This window comes from Sphingomonas pokkalii (assembly GCF_003096275.1).
GTDB lineage: Bacteria > Pseudomonadota > Alphaproteobacteria > Sphingomonadales > Sphingomonadaceae > Sphingomonas > Sphingomonas pokkalii.
This window is the reverse complement of record NZ_QENQ01000001.1, coordinates 1,473,075-1,490,273: the sequence shown is the minus strand read 5'-3', so window position 1 is coordinate 1,490,273 and position 17,199 is coordinate 1,473,075. Positions and strand designations below refer to the sequence as shown.

Genomic DNA, 17,199 nt, shown 5'->3' with positions numbered 1-17,199 from the left:
CTCAATACCCCTCCGGCGCCAGATCGCTGAACTTGGTGAACTGCCGGTCGAAGCGCATATGCACCGAGCCCGTCGCACCATGGCGCTGCTTGGCGATGATCACCGTCGCCTTGTTGGCCACTTCCAGCTGGCGCGCCTGCCATTCCTCATAGGCCATGCGCTCCTCGGCGGTCTCGGTGCCGTCGGGGATCTTCGTCGGCGCCTTGAAATCGTGGTAATATTCGTCGCGATACACGAACAGCACGATATCGGCATCCTGCTCGATCGAGCCGGATTCGCGAAGGTCGGAAAGCTGCGGGCGCTTGTCCTCGCGGCTTTCCACCGCGCGGCTCAGCTGGGAGAGCGCCAGCACCGGCACATGGAGTTCCTTGGCCAGCGTCTTGAGGCCGCGCGAAATCTCCGAGATTTCCTGCACGCGCCCGTCGCCCGAGGCCTTGGCTGAGCCGGTGAGCAGCTGGAGATAGTCGACGATCACCATGCCGATCTTGTGCTGGCGCTTCAGCCGCCGTGCGCGGGTGCGCAGCGCCGCGATGGTGAGGCCCGGCGTGTCGTCGATATAGAGCGGCAGCCGCTCCAGATCGCCGGCGGCGCGCGCGAACTTCTGAAACTCGGCATTGCTCAGCTGACCGGTACGCAGCTTTTCCGAGACGACCTCGGCCTGTTCGGACAGGATACGCATCGCCAGCTGGTCGGCCGACATTTCGAGGCTGAAGAAGGCCACCGGCGCGCCGATCGATTTCTCCTCGGCGATGCCCGCGTCGAGATCGTCCATCCAGCGCTTGGCGGCGTTGAACGCGATGTTGGTGGCGAGCGAGGTCTTGCCCATGCCGGGGCGGCCGGCGAGGATCAGCAGGTCCGATCGGTTGAAACCGCCGGTCGAGGCGTTGAGGTCGCTGAGCCCCGTGGTGATGCCCGAGATGCCGCCGCCCGAGTTCATCGCCTTCTCGGCTTGGCGGACGGCGAGCGTCGCGGCGCGGGTGAAGGATTTCACCCCGGCTTCCGAATCGCCCTGCTCGGCGACCTGGTAGAGCCGCAGTTCGGCCTGCTCGATCTGCTTGGAGGGGTTGATGTCCTGGCTGGTGTCGAGCGCGCCCTCCACCATGCCGCGGCCCACATCGACCAACGCGCGGAGCTGGGCGAGATCGTAGATCTGGTCGGCGAAGGAGCGCGCGCCGATCAGGCTGGCCGGGTTGCCGGTCAGCTGGGCGAGATAGGCCGGGCCGCCCAGCTCCTTCATCGCGGGATCGTTGGCGAAGAGCGGGCGCAGCGTCACCGGGGTAGCGAGGCGGTTGTCGCCGACCAGATGCGCGATCTGCTCATAGATGCGGCCGTGCAGCGGCTCGAAGAAATGCTCGGGTCGCAGTTTCTGGAGGACGTCTTCCGCGACTCGGTTGTCGATCATCATCGCGCCGAGCAAAGCTGCTTCCGCCTCGACATTCTGGGGGAGGCTGAGGCCCTCTTGGGGCTCCGGGGTGGGGAAAGGGATCGGCTGTGCCATCCCTCCCTCATCGGCCAATGCAGGGGGAACGGCAACCGCCATGGCTTGTGGAAAACGGGGAATGCCCCCAAAGCTGCGCCCTATGGCCGATCCGCGGATCCTCGACGTGACCCTCGACGAGCGCACCATCCTGTGGCGCTCGGCCGATATCGAGCAGGAACGGCGGATCGCGATCTACGATCTGCTCGAGGACAATCATTTCGCCCCCCAGCGCGAACAGCCCGACGGCTATGCCGGGCCGTACAAGCTGCATATCAGCGTCGAGGAAGGGCGGCTGGCGCTGGCGATCAAGCGCGCCGACGACAGGCCGCTGGAGACGATCGTGCTGGGCTTGGCCCGTTTCCGCCGGCCGATCCGCGACTATTTCGCGATCTGCGACAGCTATTACCAGGCGATCCGCAACGCGACGCCGGCACAGATCGAGACGGTCGACATGGCGCGGCGCGGCATCCACAATGACAGCGCCGAGCTGTTGCGGACGGCGCTGGAGGGGAAGATCGACGTCGATTTCGATACCGCGCGGCGGCTGTTCACGCTGATCTGCGTGCTCCACATCAAGGGATGAGTTTCATGACCACCGACACCAGCGCGCTGATCGCAGCCGCGCGCACCGCCGCGCGCAACGCACATGCGCCCTATTCGAACTTCGGTGTCGGCGCGGCGGTGCTGCTGACCGACGGGACCGTGGTGACCGGCGCCAATTTCGAGAATGCCAGCTACGGCCTGTCGCTCTGCGCGGAGACGGTGGCGCTGGCGACGGTCTCGGCGCAAGGGCGGCTGCGCGACGTGGCGGCGATCGCGGTGATCGGCGGGCCGATCGGGGCGGACGGCGTGCCGACGGGTACCGCGCCGGTAAGCCCCTGCGGGCGGTGCCGGCAGGTGATCAACGAGGCGGCGCAACTGGGCAAGCGCGACCTGCCGGTCCATTGCGGTGCGGCCGAGGGCGACGCGGTGGCGAGCTACCGCCTGTCCGAGCTGCTGCCCCACGCCTTCGGACCGGGGGATTTGGGGATCAGTTGAGCCCCCTCACCACGTCCGTCATCCCGGCGAAAGCCGGGATCCAGACGCCACTCGGTCGTGGCTCCTGCTGCGACGGCGACCCCAATGGATTCCGGCTTTCGCCGGAATGACGACGCTGGTGAGAGCATACGGACCCCCAGCCTTGACGCCGCGTCCCCTCCCCCGCACTACCCGCGCCATGTCCATTCTTTCCGATCGCTGGATTCGCGAGCAGGCGATCCACCACGGCATGATCGAGCCGTTCGTCGAGAGCCAGCGGCGCGAGGGCTGCATCAGCTACGGCCTGTCCTCCTATGGCTATGACGCGCGGGTGGCCGACGAGTTCAAGATCTTCACCAATGTCGACAGCGCGGTGGTGGATCCGAAGAATTTCGACGCGAACAGCTTCGTCGATCGCAAGACCGATGTGTGCGTGATCCCGCCGAACAGCTTCGCGCTGGCGCGGACGGTCGAGTATTTCCGGGTGCCGCGCGACGTGCTGGTGATCTGCCTGGGCAAGTCCACCTATGCGCGCTGCGGCATCATCGTGAACGTCACGCCGCTCGAACCGGAATGGGAAGGCCATGTGACGCTGGAGTTTTCCAACACCACGCCGTTGCCCGCCAAGATCTACGCCAATGAAGGCGCCTGCCAGTTCCTGTTCCTGAAGGGCGATCAGCCCTGCGAGACGAGCTATGCCGATCGTGCCGGCAAATATATGGGGCAGCGAGGCGTAACGCTGCCGCGGCTATAAGCCGGAAGACCATGGCCGGGGCGGTGCGGCAGGTCCGCACCGCCGGGAAACGCAGAATTCACCGCAAGGCGGTGCGCTGCCGGAGATCCAGATAGCGAAGCCCCGCGCGCGCAACACTGTGCGAACCGGCACTGCGTTGATTCGACAGGTCCAGCATCACATCGTCCTGCGCCAGAACCTGGCGATAGAGCGCGCCTGCCTCGGCAAGCCGGCCCGTGCCATAATAGACGGCCGCGAGGTTCAACAGGACTTCAGGCCGCGGGTTCGCGCGCATCTCACCCAGCAGCTTCTGTTCGGCCTTGGCAAAGGCACCCGTGCTGATTTCCGTGGCCGCCACACTCGCATCCTGCGCAAGCGACGGCGTTGCCATTCCCAGCAGCGGCGCCAAGGCCGCAGCGACAAGTTTGATCGACATGCAACGCTCCTCTCATATGTTACACCAACTCTACATATTTATGACAGTTGGATGACATATGAGTGACATATAGGTTGCAGCCGGGCAATAGCGGATTTTGCCTTAGAGCGTATTGCAGCGTCGGCGCCGCACTTCCTGCCGTTTCCAACCTCGCCCCAGACAGGTCGAAAGTCGCAAGGCCCCCGGGCGTGGGCACAAAAAAAGGCGGCCCCGAAAGGCCGCCCTCCCAAAATACTCCGAACCCCGCCGGGGATCAGAAATCGTTGCGATACTGCTCGTTGCCGACGAAACCGAGCTTGGTCACGTTGGCACGCTTGATGATCGCAAGAATACGGTCAACCACGTCATAGCGTGCTGCCGGATCGGGCTGAAAGTGCAGCTCCGGTTCGGGCGAACGCTGCAGCGATGCATCCAGATACTGGCGCAGCTGCACGTCGTTGATCGGCATGCTGTTCCAGAACACCTGGCCCTGCGCGTCGATATAGACCTTGTTCTTGTCCGGCTCGACGGGGCTGGCCGGCGTGGTGCTCGGCTGCGGCAGATCCACCTTAACGGCGTGAGTCTGCACGGGAATGGTGATGATGAACATGATGAGGAGCACGAGCATGACGTCGATCAACGGCGTCGTGTTCATGTCCATCATCGGCTCGCCGTCATCACGGCCTGCGCTCATTGCCATTGTCGTAACTCCTTAAACGCAGCCGATCAGAGCCGGGTGGTGCCCGAACCGGGCTCCGGTTCCGAGATGAACCCGACCTTCACAAAGCCCGCCATCTGCATCGTATAGATGGTGCCGCCGATGCAGCGATAGGGCGTGTTGATGTCGCCGCGGATATGTACCTCGGGAAGCTCGAGGCCAGCCGCATTCGGGCCACCCTGGCGGTCGATTTCCGCCTTCAGCTTCGCAACGGCACGGTCCAGCAGTTCACCGTGGTTGACGCGAGTCAGACCCCAGTAGACCTCGCACCCGTCCGGGCCGCCCTTGATCGACAGCGACACGTTCTCGGGCTTGGTCGTCGTCGGCTCGAACTGCACCTTGGGCAGTGCGAGATCGATCGTCTGGATCACAACGGGAACGGCGATGAGGAAGATAATCAGGAGAACCAGCATCACGTCCACGAGGGGCGTGGTGTTGATCTCTGACATCGGTGCGTCGTCGCCGCCGCTGCCTGTGCTAATCGCCATTGGGCGTAATCCTATCCTCTTGTACGCCGGATCGTCGTCCGGCGGCGGGGCTGCGCTACACGCGGCAGCCCCGCGGCCTTGATCTTACGAGCGGGTCTGCGCGCCGCCGGTCTGGCCGGCAGTGGTCGTCGCCGGCTTCGCAGCAGCGGCAACCGCCGGCTTCTTCGCGGCGGTAGCGGGCCGCACCTTGCCGTCCGACGCCAGGTAACCGAGAACGTCGTTCGAGAACGCGTTCAGGTTCTCGGCGATCGACTTGTTGCGGCGCTGCAGGAAGTTGAAGGCAAGCACGGCCGGCACGGCGACGACGAGGCCGAGTGCGGTCATGATGAGCGCTTCACCGACCGGGCCGGCAACGGCGTCGATCGAAGCCTGACCGGCCGAGCCGATCTTGATGAGTGCGCGGTAGATACCGATAACCGTACCGAACAGACCGATGAACGGCGCGGTTGCACCGACGGTCGCGAGGAAGGCGAGACCGCCACCCAGCGCCGAGTTGATCGAACCTTCAGAACGCGCCAGCGAACCGTGCAGCCAGTCATGCGCTTCGACCGGATCGGTCAGCAGCTTGTACTGCTCCTGCGCTTCGATGCCGTCGTCGACGATCTGGCGATAGGCCGAGTTCTTCTCGAGCTTGGCAGCGCCCTCGCGGAGGCTGTTCGAGCTCCAGAACGAGGCGCGGACGCGCTTCGACTGGTTGATGATCTTCTGCTGCTCGAACAGCTTCGTGAAGAGGATGTAGAGCGACACGAAGAGCATCAGCACCAGGATGGTGAACACCGACTGCGAGATCAGGCCGCCTTCCTTGAGCGCCTGCTGAAGGCCATAGGGGCTTTCGCCCTTAGCTGCGGCGGCACCGGCAGCGAGAATGGTCGTGAGCATTTTGGGTCTTTCCTCTAAAAGATAGCTTCTTGCGCAAGCCGGTCCGCCGCGCCCGGCGGACCGGAAACCGGAGAGTTACTTTTCAAGCCGCCACGTGAACCGGCCGGAATACGGTGCAGGAATCTTGTTCCCTCCCGCATCCTGGGCAGGATCGAAGCGTGCGCGACGCCGCAACAGGTTGCAGGCCGTGCTATCGAGCAACGACGATCCGCTGGACGAGGTGATCGAGCAGTTCGAAACCTTACCCGTCGCATCGACATCCAGTCGGAAACCGACCGTACCTTCATCACCCGAACGCTGTGCCGCGGCCGGATAATCGTCGTTCGTAACCCACGAGCCCGGAGGCGTGCGGGGCTTGAGCGGCTTTGCGATCCGCGGCGGAGCCGGCGGCGCAGGCGGTGCCGGCGGCGCGGGCGGTGCCGGCGGCGTAATCGGCGGCGGCGGTGGGATGATGTTGGTGGTGGCTACCGGCGGCGCAGGCGACACCGACTGCACGATAGCCGGCGGCACCACGACCTGGGTCGGGGGCGGCGGCACCGGCGTGTCCGGCGGCGGCGGCGGCGGCGGAATTTCCTCCGGCGGGGGCGGCGGCTCTTCGACCTCGAAGGTCTTCAGCTCTTCCGCCTTCTTCTTGATATATTGGTATGCCAGACCTGTGACGAAGGCATAACCCATGCCAGCCACAATGATCGCGACGATAACGATCGCGACCACACGACTGCCACTTACATTCCGGTCAGCGTAAGCCATTCGGCAACGTCACTCCCTCTAATCCTGCTTGCGACCCTGGCCGGCTGGCTGCCGCGCACAAGTCCGCTCACCCCGGGTCACACTGCGCCCCTGATGGCGAGAGCACCAAGTCTGTATCGTGGCCATACGGACGACGCAAACTCTTTGTCGGACGAATTGGTCGTACAACGTGCGCATGGCAGAATTATTTCTGTATAAGATCGGCACAATCGGCTAGCTCCGCCGGCATGAAATACGCCCTCCCCCTGCTGTTTTGTTGCGTTGCAGCATCGCCGGTTGTCGCGCAGACCGCCCCGCAAACCACGCAAATCCGCGCCGAAGCGCGAAGTGTCCTACCCACATACGCCACCGTTGCGGGGGCAATCGTGGGTGCACCGCTGGTGATCGATGCGCGCATCCGCGACTTGATCCGCATCAAGGAGATTTCGGGTGCCGCGCTCGCTCCCGGACGGGCGCGCCTCTACGTCCAGGCCGATGTTCTGGCACTGATTCGCGGATCGAATCCCCTTTCGGCACAAATTGCCTATGTCGCGGATGTTCCGCTCGACGCACGCGGCAAGGTGCCGAAACTGAAGAAGCAGCGCGTGCTGTTGTTCGCCCGCCCGGTGGCGGGCAAGAGCGGCGAAGTGCAGCTGACCGGCATCGACAGCGCGTTCACCTGGACCCCGGAGCTGGACGCCCTCACCCGCCGGATCACCCGCGACCTCGTTGCTTCCAACGCGCCGCCGGCGATCACCGGTATCGGCAACGCGTTCCACGTGCCTGGCGCGCTGCCCGGCGAGGGGGAAACGCAGATTTTTCTCAAGACGGGTAATGCCGCGCCGATTTCGCTGCAGATACTGCGCCGTCCCGGCGAACAGACTCGCTGGGCGGTTTCGCTTGGCGATATCGTCGACGAGAGCGCCGGCGCGCCAAAACGGGATACGCTCCTGTGGTTCCGCCTCGCCTGCGGGCTGCCCAAGGAACTGCCGGCCGATGCGCTGAGCGCCGAATCACCCGAAAATGCGGCGGCGGCGCGGCAGGATTATCAGTTGGTGCTGCGCGATCTGGGCCCCTGCGCCTGATCGCGCGGCGCGCCGCGGCAATCAGCGGCGGTGGCGGACCAGCGTGATACCGATGGATTCGTCGCGTTCGGCGATGGCGAGCTTCACGATGCGTACCTCGACCCGGCGCACACGCGAATCAGAGACGAACAGGGTTTCGCAGATATGCTCCGCCACCGCTTCGATCAGCGTGAAATGCACGTCTTTCGGCAGCGCGTCGGTCGCTGCGTGCTTCAGGTCCATGTAGCTTTTGGAAACACCAAGCGGCGTATCCGGCATGAACCGCTCGGGAACGTCGAGATCGACCGTTACCGAGATGCGCAGCGGCTGCGGCAGATGGGTCTCTTCGGAATATACGCCGGTGAGCAGTTCCACCTGGAGGTCGTGCACCTGAAGCTGCAATAGGTCGGGCAAGCAAATGGGCCTTTCGCGGGGATGAGGCGCGCGCCATAGCAGATGGCGGCACGGACGAAAGCCTGTGCATTCCCTGCATCCGCCTGTTGCACGATTCGCGCTTGCGCTTCCGCACCGCGCCGGTAAAGCGCGCGCCCTTCGGCACAGGGGCCGGGGCACGACGAAGGAAGCAGCGGTGACACAATTGGTTTCGCTCGATTCGGTCGATTCGAGTGCCGTTGAGGCATTGCTCGATCGTGCGTTCGGAACGGATCGTCACCTGCGTACCGCCTATCGGGTCCGGCAGGGAACCCTACCGATTCGCCCGCTGAGCTTCGCCGCGTGCGATGCCGATGGTAGCTTGCTGGGCACGATCCAGAGCTGGCCGGTGTCGTTGGCCAGCGACATCGGGCCGCTGGTGCCGCTGGTCATGGTCGGGCCGGTGGCGGTGGAGCCGGCACGCCAGCAGGCGGGCATTGGCCGGATGCTGATGCAACACATGCTCGACGCCGCCGAAGCCAGTGCGGTTCCAGGCGCGGAAGCACTGATGCTGATCGGCGATCCGGAATATTATGGTCGTTTCTTCGGCTTCGATGCGACGCGCACCGGGCGCTGGCGACTGCCGGGGCCGTTCGAACCGCGCCGGCTCCTGGCGCGCGGATCGGCCGTGCCCAACTGCGCGGGCACCGTCGTGCCACGCCTGCGCGAAGCCGCCTGACGACACCATCGCGCCGGCGACATCGACAAAACGGGTGCGCAACCGGTAAAGGAGCGCGATGCCCGCCCCCCCTCCCCCCGATTTCTCCGGCCTTTCGCTCGCCGAAATCGCAAAGGCGGCGGAGGAACAACGCCTGCCGCCGGTGGAAAGCTGGAATCCGGCCCATTGCGGCGACAGCGATATGCGGATCGCGCGCGACGGGCGCTGGTATCACCAGGGTGGCATGATCCAGCGGCCGGAGATGGTTCGCCTGTTTTCCACGATCCTGCGCCGGGAGCCGGACGGGCGATTCGTTCTGGTAACCCCTGTGGAAAAGCTGGACATCGCGGTGGAGGACGCCCCCTTTGTCGCGATCGAGCTCAAGACCGAAGCGCGCGGCAGCGCTGGCCGCCTCGCGTTCCGCCTCAACACCGGCGATATCGTCGTGGCAGGGCCGAAACATCCCCTGCGGGTGGAAGCACGGGAAGATGGTCCCCATCCCTATCTGCAGGTCCGCCGCGGCCTGGATGCTCTGATCGCGAGGCCACTTTATTATGAGCTCGCGGCCCTCGCACTTGAGAACGAATCCTCGCCACCCGGGGTATGGAGCGACGGCGCGTTTTTCCGGCTAGAGCCGGCGGAATGAGGCTTGCTGCAAGGCTGCGGAAGGCGCTTGCGGAAGCGCCCGCGCCTGCCGTGCCGCTACTACCCGGCGATCTGGCCTTTGCCGATCCGGCCCAGGCCCCCAGCGCCGCGGCGGTGCTCGTCGCCGTTACCGATCGCGTCGAACCCTGCGTGATCCTGACCCAGCGCAATGCCAATTTGCGACGCCATGCCGGCCAGATCGCCTTTCCCGGCGGTCGCATCGATGCCGGAGACCGCGACGCGATCGACGCTGCCTTGCGGGAAGCCGAAGAGGAAATCGCCCTGCCCCGCCACCGGGTGGACGTGATCGGCACGGTGGATCGCTATCGCACGGTGACCGGCTTCGACGTGACGCCGGTGATAGCGGTGGTCCCCGCGGACCTGGCGCTCATTCCCGCCGAGGCAGAGGTGGCGGACGTGTTCGAAGTTCCCCTCGCCTTCCTGCTCGACGCCGCCAACCATGCGGAGAAGCACGCGCTCTACCAGGGGCGACAGCGGCGCTACTACGAAATTCAATGGCAGGAGCGCCGCATCTGGGGTGCCACCGCCGCGATGCTCATCAATCTATCCCGACGGATGCAATGGCCGATCTGATCCTTCCCGCAACCGAATGGCGCAACCGCCCCGGCCTCGATTCGCTGACCGCGGCGCTGGGTGCCGACCAAGGGCTCAGCCGGTTCGTCGGCGGCGCGGTGCGGGATGCGCTGATCGGCGCCCCCGTCGCCGATCTGGACATCGCCACCATCCTCTCACCCGAGCAGGTCCTGGATCGGCTGCGCGACGCAGCAATCCGTGCCGTTCCGACAGGCATCGAACACGGCACGATCACCGCCGTGCTCGCAAGCGGACCGGTGGAGGTGACGACCTTGCGCCGCGACGTCTCAACCGACGGCCGCCGGGCCACCGTGGCGTTCACCGAGGACTGGCGCGAGGATGCCGCGCGCCGCGACTTCACCATCAACGCGCTCTATGCCGATCCGGCGTCGGGCCGCCTGTTCGATTATTTCGGCGGTCTCGACGATCTGGCAGTGCGCCGGGTGCGCTTCATCGGCGATCCTATCCGCCGGATTGCCGAAGATCATCTCCGGATTCTGCGCTTCTTCCGCTTCCTCGCCCGATTCGGCGATACCCCCGACCCTGCCGGGCTGGAGGCTTGTGTAGCGCGCGCGCGCGACCTGATGGCGCTTAGTCGCGAACGCATTCGAGACGAGTTGCTGAAGCTGCTGATCGCACGCGACGCCGTTCGGGTGGTGCGGATCATGATCGAGCGCGGCATTTTCGAGCCCGTCCTGCCCGAAATCCACTCGGCAACCAGACTCGCGACGCTGGCCCAGCACGAAGCGATGGTCGGCGCGGCGGCGGACCCGATCCGGCGGCTTGCCGCCCTGCTGCCGCAGGATCCCACCATCGCCGACACGATCGGCGCGCGGCTGAAACTCTCCAACGCCCAGCGCAAGCGGCTCGTACTCGCCATCGACGCGGACGGGATCGAGGCGGTGCGCGGCCTCGCCTACCGCCTGGGTCGCGACACCGCCGAGGACCGGCTGCTGCTTTGGGCGCCCGAGGGCACCGCACTTTTCCGCGCATGGGACCAGTTGCAGAACTGGGACATCCCCCGCCTGCCCCTTACTGGCGGCGCGCTGGTCGCGCGCGGGCTCGCCAAGGGCCCCGACGTCGCCCGCGCACTGCGCAGCGTGGAGGCGCAGTGGATCGCGGAAGGCTTTCCCGGCGCCGACCGCGTCTCGGCACTGGCCGATGCCGCCGTCGATCAGGCGTTGCGGGTGCCGATCAACGCGAAGGCGTCTTCGCCGACCAACGGCCGCGCATAATAATAGCCCTGGCCATAGGTGCAGCCCAGCGCCGCCAGCGTCTGGGCGAGTTCGACGGTTTCGATTCCCTCCGCCGTCGTCTGCATCCCCAGTGCCGACGCGAGGCTGAGAATCGCGCGGATGATGGCGATCTTGTCCCGATCCGCCAACATGCCGGTGACGAAGCTGCGATCGATCTTCAGCACGTCGATCGGCAGCTTTTGCAGATAGGCGAGATTCGAATAGCCGGTGCCGAAATCGTCCATCGCCAGCGTAGTGCCGAGATCCTTCAATGCTGTCATTGTCCGGGCAATGCGATCCGGATCGGTAACGATGGCGCTTTCGGTCAATTCCAGCGTGAAGCGCGAACCCGCGACGCCGTAGCGGTCGATCGCCGCCTTCACCAAGGTTCCGATATGATCCCGCTGCAACTGGATCGCCGATAGATTGACGGCGATCTTCACGCCGCAATCGCCTCCTGCACGGGCATCCCATTCGGCCAGGGTCCGTGCCGCCTCGTCGATCGCCCAGCGGCCCAGCGGCACGATCAGCCCCGATTCCTCTGCCACCGGAATGAAGGCGTTGGGCGAGATTGCCACGCCTTCCTCGGTCGTCCAGCGTGCCAGCGCCTCGAACGAGGTGATCCGGCCGCTCGCGAGATCGCAGATCGGCTGAAAGTTCAGGGTCATGCAGCCATTTTCGATCGCGCGGCGCAATTCGGTTTCGATCGCGAACTGCTCCCGCGCGAGATCCAGCGCGCGAGTATGGTAGATTTCGGTACGCCCGCTCTTCTTCGCACGGCGCACCGCGAACTGGGCGTTGCGGATCAGATCCTCCGCATCGCCATCGATATCGGACCCGAGGGCAATGCCGATCGAGCAATCGACACGGATCTCGAAGCTGGAAAGTCTGAAGGGATTGGTGAAAGCGGCGTGGATACGCTTGGCGACATGCGCCGCGTCGCTCGCCCCCTGATCGAGCGACATCAGCACGCCGAATTCGTCACCGCCGATCCGCGCCAGAACGTCATGGCCCCGTAGCGCGCCCTTCAGGCGCCGCGCCACCGAGATCAGCAGTTCGTCGCCCGCCAGCGCACCCATGCACGCATTGACGCGACTGAACCGATCCAGGTTGATCACCAGCACCGCGTGGCGAGTCGCCTCGCCCGGCGTGATCCGCTCTTCCAGATCGTCGGAGAAACCGGCCCGATTGGAGAGTCCGGTCAGGCTATCGGTCGCCATCTCGCGACGCAGGCTCTGTTCGGTCCGCAGCTCCGAGGTATGGTCCACCAACGTGATGAGGCAGCGCGACCCGACCAGTTCGCGGCGAGCCACCAGCACCCGGAAATAGCGACTGTCCACCTCATCGCCGAACCGCCAGGCGATCTCCTCCTGGGTCGCATCCGACTGAAGGAACCCCAGGATTCGACCGCCCAGCAGGCGGATCACCGGCGATTCCTCTGCCGAGGCACCCAGGCCTGCGACGCGAAACGGGGCGTTGACCGCCAAGAGATCGAGGCCGTCGCCCGCCATTTCGATCACGGCGGCAGGCACGGGAAGCAAGTCGATAAGCGCCGCCACATCGTCGGGCGGCAAATATTGAAGTTCCTTCGTCCGCGGAGTGGGCTCCACGGTGCGCATGTTCAGAGCCCTGCCTCTTCGGAACGCCATCCCCCGCCATTTACGTGCAAACAGTTAAAGCGCTCTGAAACGCAGCCGGGATTTATCGCCAAAAGAGAGAATTAGAATCGGTTGTCGCGAGGAAATCCCGTCGGCGGCATTCGGCCCGCCGCACCGCGCGCCGCACGCCACGGCATCACATCGGGTTCGGAGCGGTACCGTTCCTGCTCCCCGCCCATCCGCCAGCGCAGCCCGTCGGCGAACTTGAACGTGATCACGTCGGAGAGGCCGCCGTCGCGGTAGCGCTGGAGCTGCACCCCCTGCCCGCGCGTCATCTCCGCCACCTCGGAAAGCGGGAAGACGAGCATCTTGCGATTGTCGCCGATTGCCGCGACGAAATCGTCCTCCGCGCCGATCGGGCGGACCAGCTTGAGGTGTGCGCCCGGCCGCGGGGTGACCACCTGCTTGCCCTTGCGGGTTTCGGCGATCACTTCCTGGCTGCTCACGATGAAGCCGCGCCCGTCGCTCGCCGCGACGAGCAGCTTGGCCGCCGCGCTGGCCGGCAGCAGATTGACGATGTGGCGTTCCGCCTCCAGATCGATCAGCAGCCGCACCGGCTCGCCGAAACCGCGGCCACCAGGCAGCTTGTCCGCGCCCAGCGTGTAGAAGCGGCCATTGTCGGCGGCGAGCAGCAGCTTGTCCGTCGTCTGGGCGTGGAAGGCGAGGAAGGGGCCGTCGCCTTCCTTGAATTTCAGCGCGTCGCCGCTGACGTCCTCGACATGCCCCTTCATCGCGCGGATCCAGCCGCGCTGCGAGAGGATGACGGTAATCGGCTCGCGCTCGATCATCGCCTCGAGCGGGATCTCGCGCGCCGGCGCCATCTCGACGATCGCGGTACGACGGGCGCCCAGCGGGGTATCGAGACCGTAGCGCGTGATCATCTTGCCCAGCGCGCGCTTCATCCAGGTGCGCTGGCGCGCCTCGGAGCCGAGCAGCGTCTCCAGCTCGGCCTGTTCCTTCTCCAGCTTTTCCTGCTCGCGGCGGAGTTCCATCTCCTCCAGCTTGCGCAGGGAGCGCAGGCGCATGTTGAGGATCGCCTCGGCCTGACGATCGGTCAGGTCGAACTCGGCCATCATGATCGGCTTGGGCTCGTCCTCGGTGCGGATGATCTCGATCACCCGGTCGAGGTTGAGATAGGCGGTGATATAGCCGCGCAGCAGCTCCAGCCGATCGGCGATCTTCTCCAGCCGGTGCTGGGACTTGCGCTGGAGCACCACGAACTGGTGCTCCAGCCACCCGGCCAGCGCCTCGGCCAGGCTCATCACCCGCGGCGTGCGGTTCTTGTCGAGCACATTGAGGTTGAGCGGCACGCGCACTTCGAGGTCGGACAGGCGGTAGAGGCTGTCCATCAGCGTGTCGGCATCGACCGTGCGGCTGCGCGGTTCGAGGACGATGCGGATGTCCTCGGCCGATTCGTCGCGCACGTCGCCGAGGATCGGCAGCTTCTTGTCGTTGACCAGTGCGGCGATGTTCTCGATCAGCTTGCCCTTCTGCACGCCATACGGAATCTCGCTGACGACGAGATGCCAGCCGCCGCCCTTCTCGGTCACCTTCTCGATCTTGGCGCGCACGCGGAAGCTGCCGCGGCCGGTGGCATAGGCCTCGGCGATCGCGGCGGGGCTGTCGACCGCGATGCCGCCGGTCGGGAAGTCCGGACCCTTCACATAGTCGAGAACGTTGGCCTGCGGATTGTCGATCAGCGCGACGGCCGCTTGCATCAGCTCGGCGGCATTGTGCGGCGGGATGCTGGTCGCCATGCCCACCGCGATGCCCGCCGCGCCATTGGCGAGCAGGTTCGGGAACAGGCCCGGAAACAGCTCCGGCTCCTCGTCTTCGCCATTATAGGTCGGGCGGAAATCGACGGCATTCTCGTCGAGCCCGTCCATCAGGTCGATCGCGACCTGGGTCAGCCGCGCCTCGGTGTAGCGGTAAGCGGCGGCGTTATCGCCGTCGATATTGCCGAAATTGCCCTGCCCGTCGACCAGCGGATAGCGCAGCGCGAAGGTCTGGGCGAGGCGGACCATCGCGTCATAGACCGAGGCGTCGCCATGCGGATGGTATTTACCGATCACGTCGCCAACGACGCGGGCGCACTTCTTGTACCCGCTCGCCGGATCCAGCTTGAGCAGCCGCATCGCCCAGAGCAGACGGCGATGCACCGGCTTCAGCCCGTCGCGCACATCCGGCAGCGAGCGCGCGGTGATCGTCGACAGCGCATAGACGAGATAGCGCTCGGACAGCGCGCTGTCGAAGGGGACGTCGGAGGCGCCGGAGGGTTCGGAAACGTCGGTGTCGAGGGTCATCGCCGCACGGGATAGCAGGCAGGAGGGGCAAACGCCAAGGGCGTTCCCCTTATGATCCCGATTGTTTCGGGATCAGTGTACCAGATGCCGGAAGAAGCTGCGGTTGCGGGCAATCAGGGGCCGCAGATGTTCGGGCACTTCACGCAGTTTCAGCTTGCGGATCGACGGCGTGCGATGCGACGGACCGATAGAGACGAGCAGCGACAGCATCCCTCGCCGCCGCGCCGGCGGGGTGCCCCGATGCAGCGCGAAGGTGTTCGCGAAATAGACATCGCCCTTCTCCGCCAGAACCACGCCGGCACCCATCGCCTGCTTGAGCGGTTCGAGTTCGTCGTCGCTGAACCGGCGTACATCATAGAATTCGCGCAAGCCCGACGTTTTCGGGATCAACTCCAGCGGCCCATCCTCGCGCGTCTCGATCGGCGAAAGCGGCACGAACACGCGGATGAAGTTGAGCGGCTCAGCGCAATCGCGATGCCAATTCTGGTTCTGATAGGCGAAGCCGGTCGGCTGCGAAATCCACGCCCAGGCCCAGCTGAATGCTGCGCGCGGGCCAAGCACCTCGCGGCAGAAGGCGATCAGTTCCGGGTTGGAGCAGATTTCCAGAAAGGCCGGGTCCTCGAACAGCCGCTGCGCGTCCATATAGAGGAAGGGATGATCGGCCGCCTCCGGCGCGCCGACATGCTCGAAGCCCGGCAGATAGGGATCGGTGAAGGTCTGCGGCGCGAACATCGATGCCGCCATGCGATCGACCAATAGGGGATCGAGCATCTTTTCGGCGAAATGGAAATCGATGTCATGGAATTCCGCGGCGCGGGGAGTGCGGCCAATGCGTGCGAACGGCGCGCGTATCAGTCGTTCGATGCGCCCGAGCTTACGCAGGCGAAAAGGATCGTTCGACTTGGTCCGCAGCCAGAAGATGTAGTTATAGGCATAGTTGTAGAAGGCCATGTGCCGCAGCCGCCCCAGCCGCGTGTCGCGGCGGATGCCGGCGGCAACTTGTGCGGTATACGGCTTGATGCCGGCTTCCGGGGTGTGGTCAAGGCCCACCAGCATCGCCTTTCCGAAGCGCGTCATCCTATCAATTCATCCCTGTTCATGCTCCCTCGCATTTTAGGACGATTGCGGGGGCACGGCGCTTGCCGGGCAAATTTGCAAAATATGGCGCAGAACGCCTCTTTCTTGCCTTAATTGCGGCGAAATTGTGTCTTGACTTTGTCCTAGTGGAGTGATGGGATTTGGGCTCCATCAGGAAGGGGAATGTCGATGCGCAAAGTTCTGGCTCTGGGATGCGCGGCGCTGCTCGCAGGATGTTCGAGCAATGAGGAGGGGTCGCCAGCCGCGCCGCGCGAGGATGTGGCGGCGGGCGAACCGTCGGCCAAGCAGGGTGCCGAGCCACTGAAGGTCGCCCTGCCCCAGCTCGCCTATCGCTACACGCTCAGCTTCCTGTTGCCGGACGGCCGCCTGGCCGAGACGCAGGAAGCCCATCGCGCGCTGTGCGATCGCCTTGGGCCTGCGCGCTGCCAGCTGGCGGCACTAACGCGCGACGATGCCGAGGGCCGCGCCGGCAGCGCCGTGCTGAAACTCCGCGTTGCCGCCGCCGATGCGCCTTATTTCACCGGCGAGGCGGGCCGGCAGGTCACCGCCGCGGGCGGCCGCGCGCTCAATACCAACGTGGTGGGGGACGATGTATCGAAAGAGCTGATCGACACTAGTGCGCGCATCCGCCAGCGGGAACTGCTCGTCGCCCGCCTGACCGAAATGCTCCGGACCCGCAAGGGATCGGTCGGCGAGCTGGTCGAAGCCGAACGCAACGTGACCGCAGCACAGGAAGAGCTCGACAAGGCCCGCGCCTGGCAGCGCGAGCTGCAGGGCCGCGTGACGATGGCCGAGGTGGAGATCCACTATCAGCCGCTTGCTGCCCCTGCCTCGGGCACCAGCGTCGGCGCGGCACTCGGCGAGGCGGTGCAGGGCTCGGCTTCTACCTTCGTCTGGGGCATGCAGCTGCTGCTCTCGCTGGCGATCTATCTGCTGCCCTGGGGGATGGTGTTCGGTGCCGGCATCGCCGTGGCAACGCTGCTCCGCCGCCACAATCGACCAGTGTGAACCGGCGCGCCGCTTCGGGATCGACGCCGCATTGCACCCTCGTCC

19 protein-coding genes are annotated in these 17,199 nt (G+C 65.3%); 9 read left to right on the top strand and 10 right to left on the bottom strand.

Annotated elements, in window-relative coordinates; genetic code table 11:
- Position 1: 1 nt before the first annotated feature.
- On the bottom strand, positions 2-1,498 hold the full coding sequence (locus DD559_RS06760; RefSeq protein WP_116468513.1) for a replicative DNA helicase: 1,497 nt from the start codon (positions 1,496-1,498) through the stop codon (positions 2-4).
- Positions 1,499-1,580: 82 nt separating this feature from the next.
- Between DD559_RS06760 and DD559_RS06755 the strand changes: the two genes are divergently transcribed.
- The 3 genes from DD559_RS06755 (at position 1,581) to dcd (ending at position 3,251) form a co-directional block, all read left to right on the top strand.
- Positions 1,581-2,063 carry a UPF0262 family protein gene (locus DD559_RS06755; protein WP_116468512.1) on the top strand — a complete coding sequence of 161 codons (483 nt, stop codon included), beginning with the start codon at positions 1,581-1,583 and terminating at the stop codon, positions 2,061-2,063.
- 5 nt (positions 2,064-2,068) lie between these two features.
- Entirely contained in the window at positions 2,069-2,518 is a 450-nt protein-coding gene (locus tag DD559_RS06750; RefSeq protein WP_116470757.1) for a cytidine deaminase, read from the top strand.
- Positions 2,519-2,696: 178 nt separating this feature from the next.
- Entirely contained in the window at positions 2,697-3,251 is a 555-nt protein-coding gene (gene dcd, locus DD559_RS06745) for a dCTP deaminase (protein ID WP_116468511.1), read from the top strand.
- A gap of 58 nt (positions 3,252-3,309) precedes the next feature.
- On the opposite strand, the gene DD559_RS06740 is transcribed toward dcd, so the two are convergent.
- From DD559_RS06740 to DD559_RS06720, 5 genes are all read right to left on the bottom strand, one after another.
- Positions 3,310-3,666: a hypothetical protein gene (locus tag DD559_RS06740; protein ID WP_116468510.1), complete on the bottom strand. Its 357-nt coding sequence runs from the start codon at positions 3,664-3,666 to the stop codon at positions 3,310-3,312.
- A 253-nt stretch (positions 3,667-3,919) separates the two neighbouring features.
- On the bottom strand, positions 3,920-4,345 hold the full coding sequence (locus DD559_RS06735) for an ExbD/TolR family protein (RefSeq protein ID WP_116468509.1): 426 nt from the start codon (positions 4,343-4,345) through the stop codon (positions 3,920-3,922).
- Positions 4,346-4,371: 26 nt separating this feature from the next.
- The gene (locus DD559_RS06730) at positions 4,372-4,851 is read right to left on the bottom strand and encodes an ExbD/TolR family protein (protein WP_116468508.1); all 480 of its coding nucleotides are present in this window, start codon (positions 4,849-4,851) and stop codon (positions 4,372-4,374) included.
- A gap of 84 nt (positions 4,852-4,935) precedes the next feature.
- The gene (locus DD559_RS06725) at positions 4,936-5,730 is read right to left on the bottom strand and encodes a MotA/TolQ/ExbB proton channel family protein (protein WP_116468507.1); all 795 of its coding nucleotides are present in this window, start codon (positions 5,728-5,730) and stop codon (positions 4,936-4,938) included.
- A gap of 75 nt (positions 5,731-5,805) precedes the next feature.
- A complete protein-coding gene (locus tag DD559_RS06720) occupies positions 5,806-6,480 on the bottom strand; it encodes a TonB family protein (protein WP_116468506.1) in 675 nt (224 codons plus the stop codon).
- A 365-nt stretch (positions 6,481-6,845) separates the two neighbouring features.
- Between DD559_RS06720 and DD559_RS06715 the strand changes: the two genes are divergently transcribed.
- On the top strand, positions 6,846-7,544 hold the full coding sequence (locus DD559_RS06715) for a hypothetical protein (protein ID WP_116468505.1): 699 nt from the start codon (positions 6,846-6,848) through the stop codon (positions 7,542-7,544).
- Positions 7,545-7,565: 21 nt separating this feature from the next.
- Here the strand turns inward: DD559_RS06715 and DD559_RS06710 are convergent, their stop codons facing one another.
- Positions 7,566-7,937 (bottom strand): dihydroneopterin aldolase, encoded by a 372-nt coding sequence (locus DD559_RS06710; RefSeq protein ID WP_116468504.1) that lies wholly within the window; start codon positions 7,935-7,937, stop codon positions 7,566-7,568.
- A gap of 175 nt (positions 7,938-8,112) precedes the next feature.
- On the opposite strand from DD559_RS06710, the gene DD559_RS06705 reads away from it, so the two are divergent.
- From DD559_RS06705 to DD559_RS06690, 4 genes are read left to right on the top strand one after another with little or no spacing between them, the layout of a single operon-like run.
- Entirely contained in the window at positions 8,113-8,634 is a 522-nt protein-coding gene (locus DD559_RS06705; protein ID WP_116468503.1) for a GNAT family N-acetyltransferase, read from the top strand.
- Between the two features lie 58 nt (positions 8,635-8,692).
- Positions 8,693-9,259 carry a DUF1285 domain-containing protein gene (locus DD559_RS06700; protein WP_116468502.1) on the top strand — a complete coding sequence of 189 codons (567 nt, stop codon included), beginning with the start codon at positions 8,693-8,695 and terminating at the stop codon, positions 9,257-9,259.
- Positions 9,256-9,852 (top strand): CoA pyrophosphatase, encoded by a 597-nt coding sequence (locus tag DD559_RS06695; RefSeq protein WP_116468501.1) that lies wholly within the window; start codon positions 9,256-9,258, stop codon positions 9,850-9,852. Before DD559_RS06700 ends, DD559_RS06695 begins: the two co-directional genes overlap by 4 nt.
- Complete coding sequence (locus DD559_RS06690; protein ID WP_116468500.1) at positions 9,840-11,087, top strand: CCA tRNA nucleotidyltransferase; 1,248 nt, start codon at positions 9,840-9,842, stop codon at positions 11,085-11,087. Before DD559_RS06695 ends, DD559_RS06690 begins: the two co-directional genes overlap by 13 nt.
- Here the strand turns inward: DD559_RS06690 and DD559_RS06685 are convergent.
- From DD559_RS06685 to DD559_RS06675, 3 genes are all read right to left on the bottom strand, one after another.
- Positions 11,027-12,706, bottom strand: a complete 1,680-nt coding sequence (locus tag DD559_RS06685; protein ID WP_116468499.1) for a putative bifunctional diguanylate cyclase/phosphodiesterase — start codon at positions 12,704-12,706, stop codon at positions 11,027-11,029. The two genes, DD559_RS06690 and DD559_RS06685, sit on opposite strands and share 61 nt — an antisense overlap.
- 101 nt (positions 12,707-12,807) lie before the next feature.
- Positions 12,808-15,048 (bottom strand): DNA topoisomerase IV subunit A, encoded by a 2,241-nt coding sequence (parC, locus tag DD559_RS06680; RefSeq protein WP_116468498.1) that lies wholly within the window; start codon positions 15,046-15,048, stop codon positions 12,808-12,810.
- A gap of 72 nt (positions 15,049-15,120) precedes the next feature.
- Positions 15,121-16,125 (bottom strand): phytanoyl-CoA dioxygenase family protein, encoded by a 1,005-nt coding sequence (locus DD559_RS06675; protein ID WP_116468497.1) that lies wholly within the window; start codon positions 16,123-16,125, stop codon positions 15,121-15,123.
- A gap of 189 nt (positions 16,126-16,314) precedes the next feature.
- Between DD559_RS06675 and DD559_RS06670 the strand changes: the two genes are divergently transcribed.
- Positions 16,315-17,154, top strand: a complete 840-nt coding sequence (locus DD559_RS06670) for a DUF4349 domain-containing protein (protein WP_116470756.1) — start codon at positions 16,315-16,317, stop codon at positions 17,152-17,154.
- Positions 17,155-17,199 lie beyond the last annotated feature (45 nt).

Coding starts and splice junctions, on each gene's coding strand:
- DD559_RS06760 (WP_116468513.1), bottom strand. CDS start 1,498: ATGGCACAGCCGATCCCTTTCCCCACCCCGGAGCCCCAAGAGGGCCTC.
- DD559_RS06755 (WP_116468512.1), top strand. CDS start 1,581: ATGGCCGATCCGCGGATCCTCGACGTGACCCTCGACGAGCGCACCATC.
- DD559_RS06750 (WP_116470757.1), top strand. CDS start 2,069: ATGACCACCGACACCAGCGCGCTGATCGCAGCCGCGCGCACCGCCGCG.
- dcd (WP_116468511.1), top strand. CDS start 2,697: ATGTCCATTCTTTCCGATCGCTGGATTCGCGAGCAGGCGATCCACCAC.
- DD559_RS06740 (WP_116468510.1), bottom strand. CDS start 3,666: ATGTCGATCAAACTTGTCGCTGCGGCCTTGGCGCCGCTGCTGGGAATG.
- DD559_RS06735 (WP_116468509.1), bottom strand. CDS start 4,345: ATGGCAATGAGCGCAGGCCGTGATGACGGCGAGCCGATGATGGACATG.
- DD559_RS06730 (WP_116468508.1), bottom strand. CDS start 4,851: ATGGCGATTAGCACAGGCAGCGGCGGCGACGACGCACCGATGTCAGAG.
- DD559_RS06725 (WP_116468507.1), bottom strand. CDS start 5,730: ATGCTCACGACCATTCTCGCTGCCGGTGCCGCCGCAGCTAAGGGCGAA.
- DD559_RS06720 (WP_116468506.1), bottom strand. CDS start 6,480: ATGGCTTACGCTGACCGGAATGTAAGTGGCAGTCGTGTGGTCGCGATC.
- DD559_RS06700 (WP_116468502.1), top strand. CDS start 8,693: ATGCCCGCCCCCCCTCCCCCCGATTTCTCCGGCCTTTCGCTCGCCGAA.
- DD559_RS06695 (WP_116468501.1), top strand. CDS start 9,256: ATGAGGCTTGCTGCAAGGCTGCGGAAGGCGCTTGCGGAAGCGCCCGCG.
- DD559_RS06690 (WP_116468500.1), top strand. CDS start 9,840: ATGGCCGATCTGATCCTTCCCGCAACCGAATGGCGCAACCGCCCCGGC.
- DD559_RS06685 (WP_116468499.1), bottom strand. CDS start 12,706: ATGCGCACCGTGGAGCCCACTCCGCGGACGAAGGAACTTCAATATTTG.
- parC (WP_116468498.1), bottom strand. CDS start 15,048: ATGACCCTCGACACCGACGTTTCCGAACCCTCCGGCGCCTCCGACGTC.
- DD559_RS06675 (WP_116468497.1), bottom strand. CDS start 16,125: ATGACGCGCTTCGGAAAGGCGATGCTGGTGGGCCTTGACCACACCCCG.
- DD559_RS06670 (WP_116470756.1), top strand. CDS start 16,315: ATGCGCAAAGTTCTGGCTCTGGGATGCGCGGCGCTGCTCGCAGGATGT.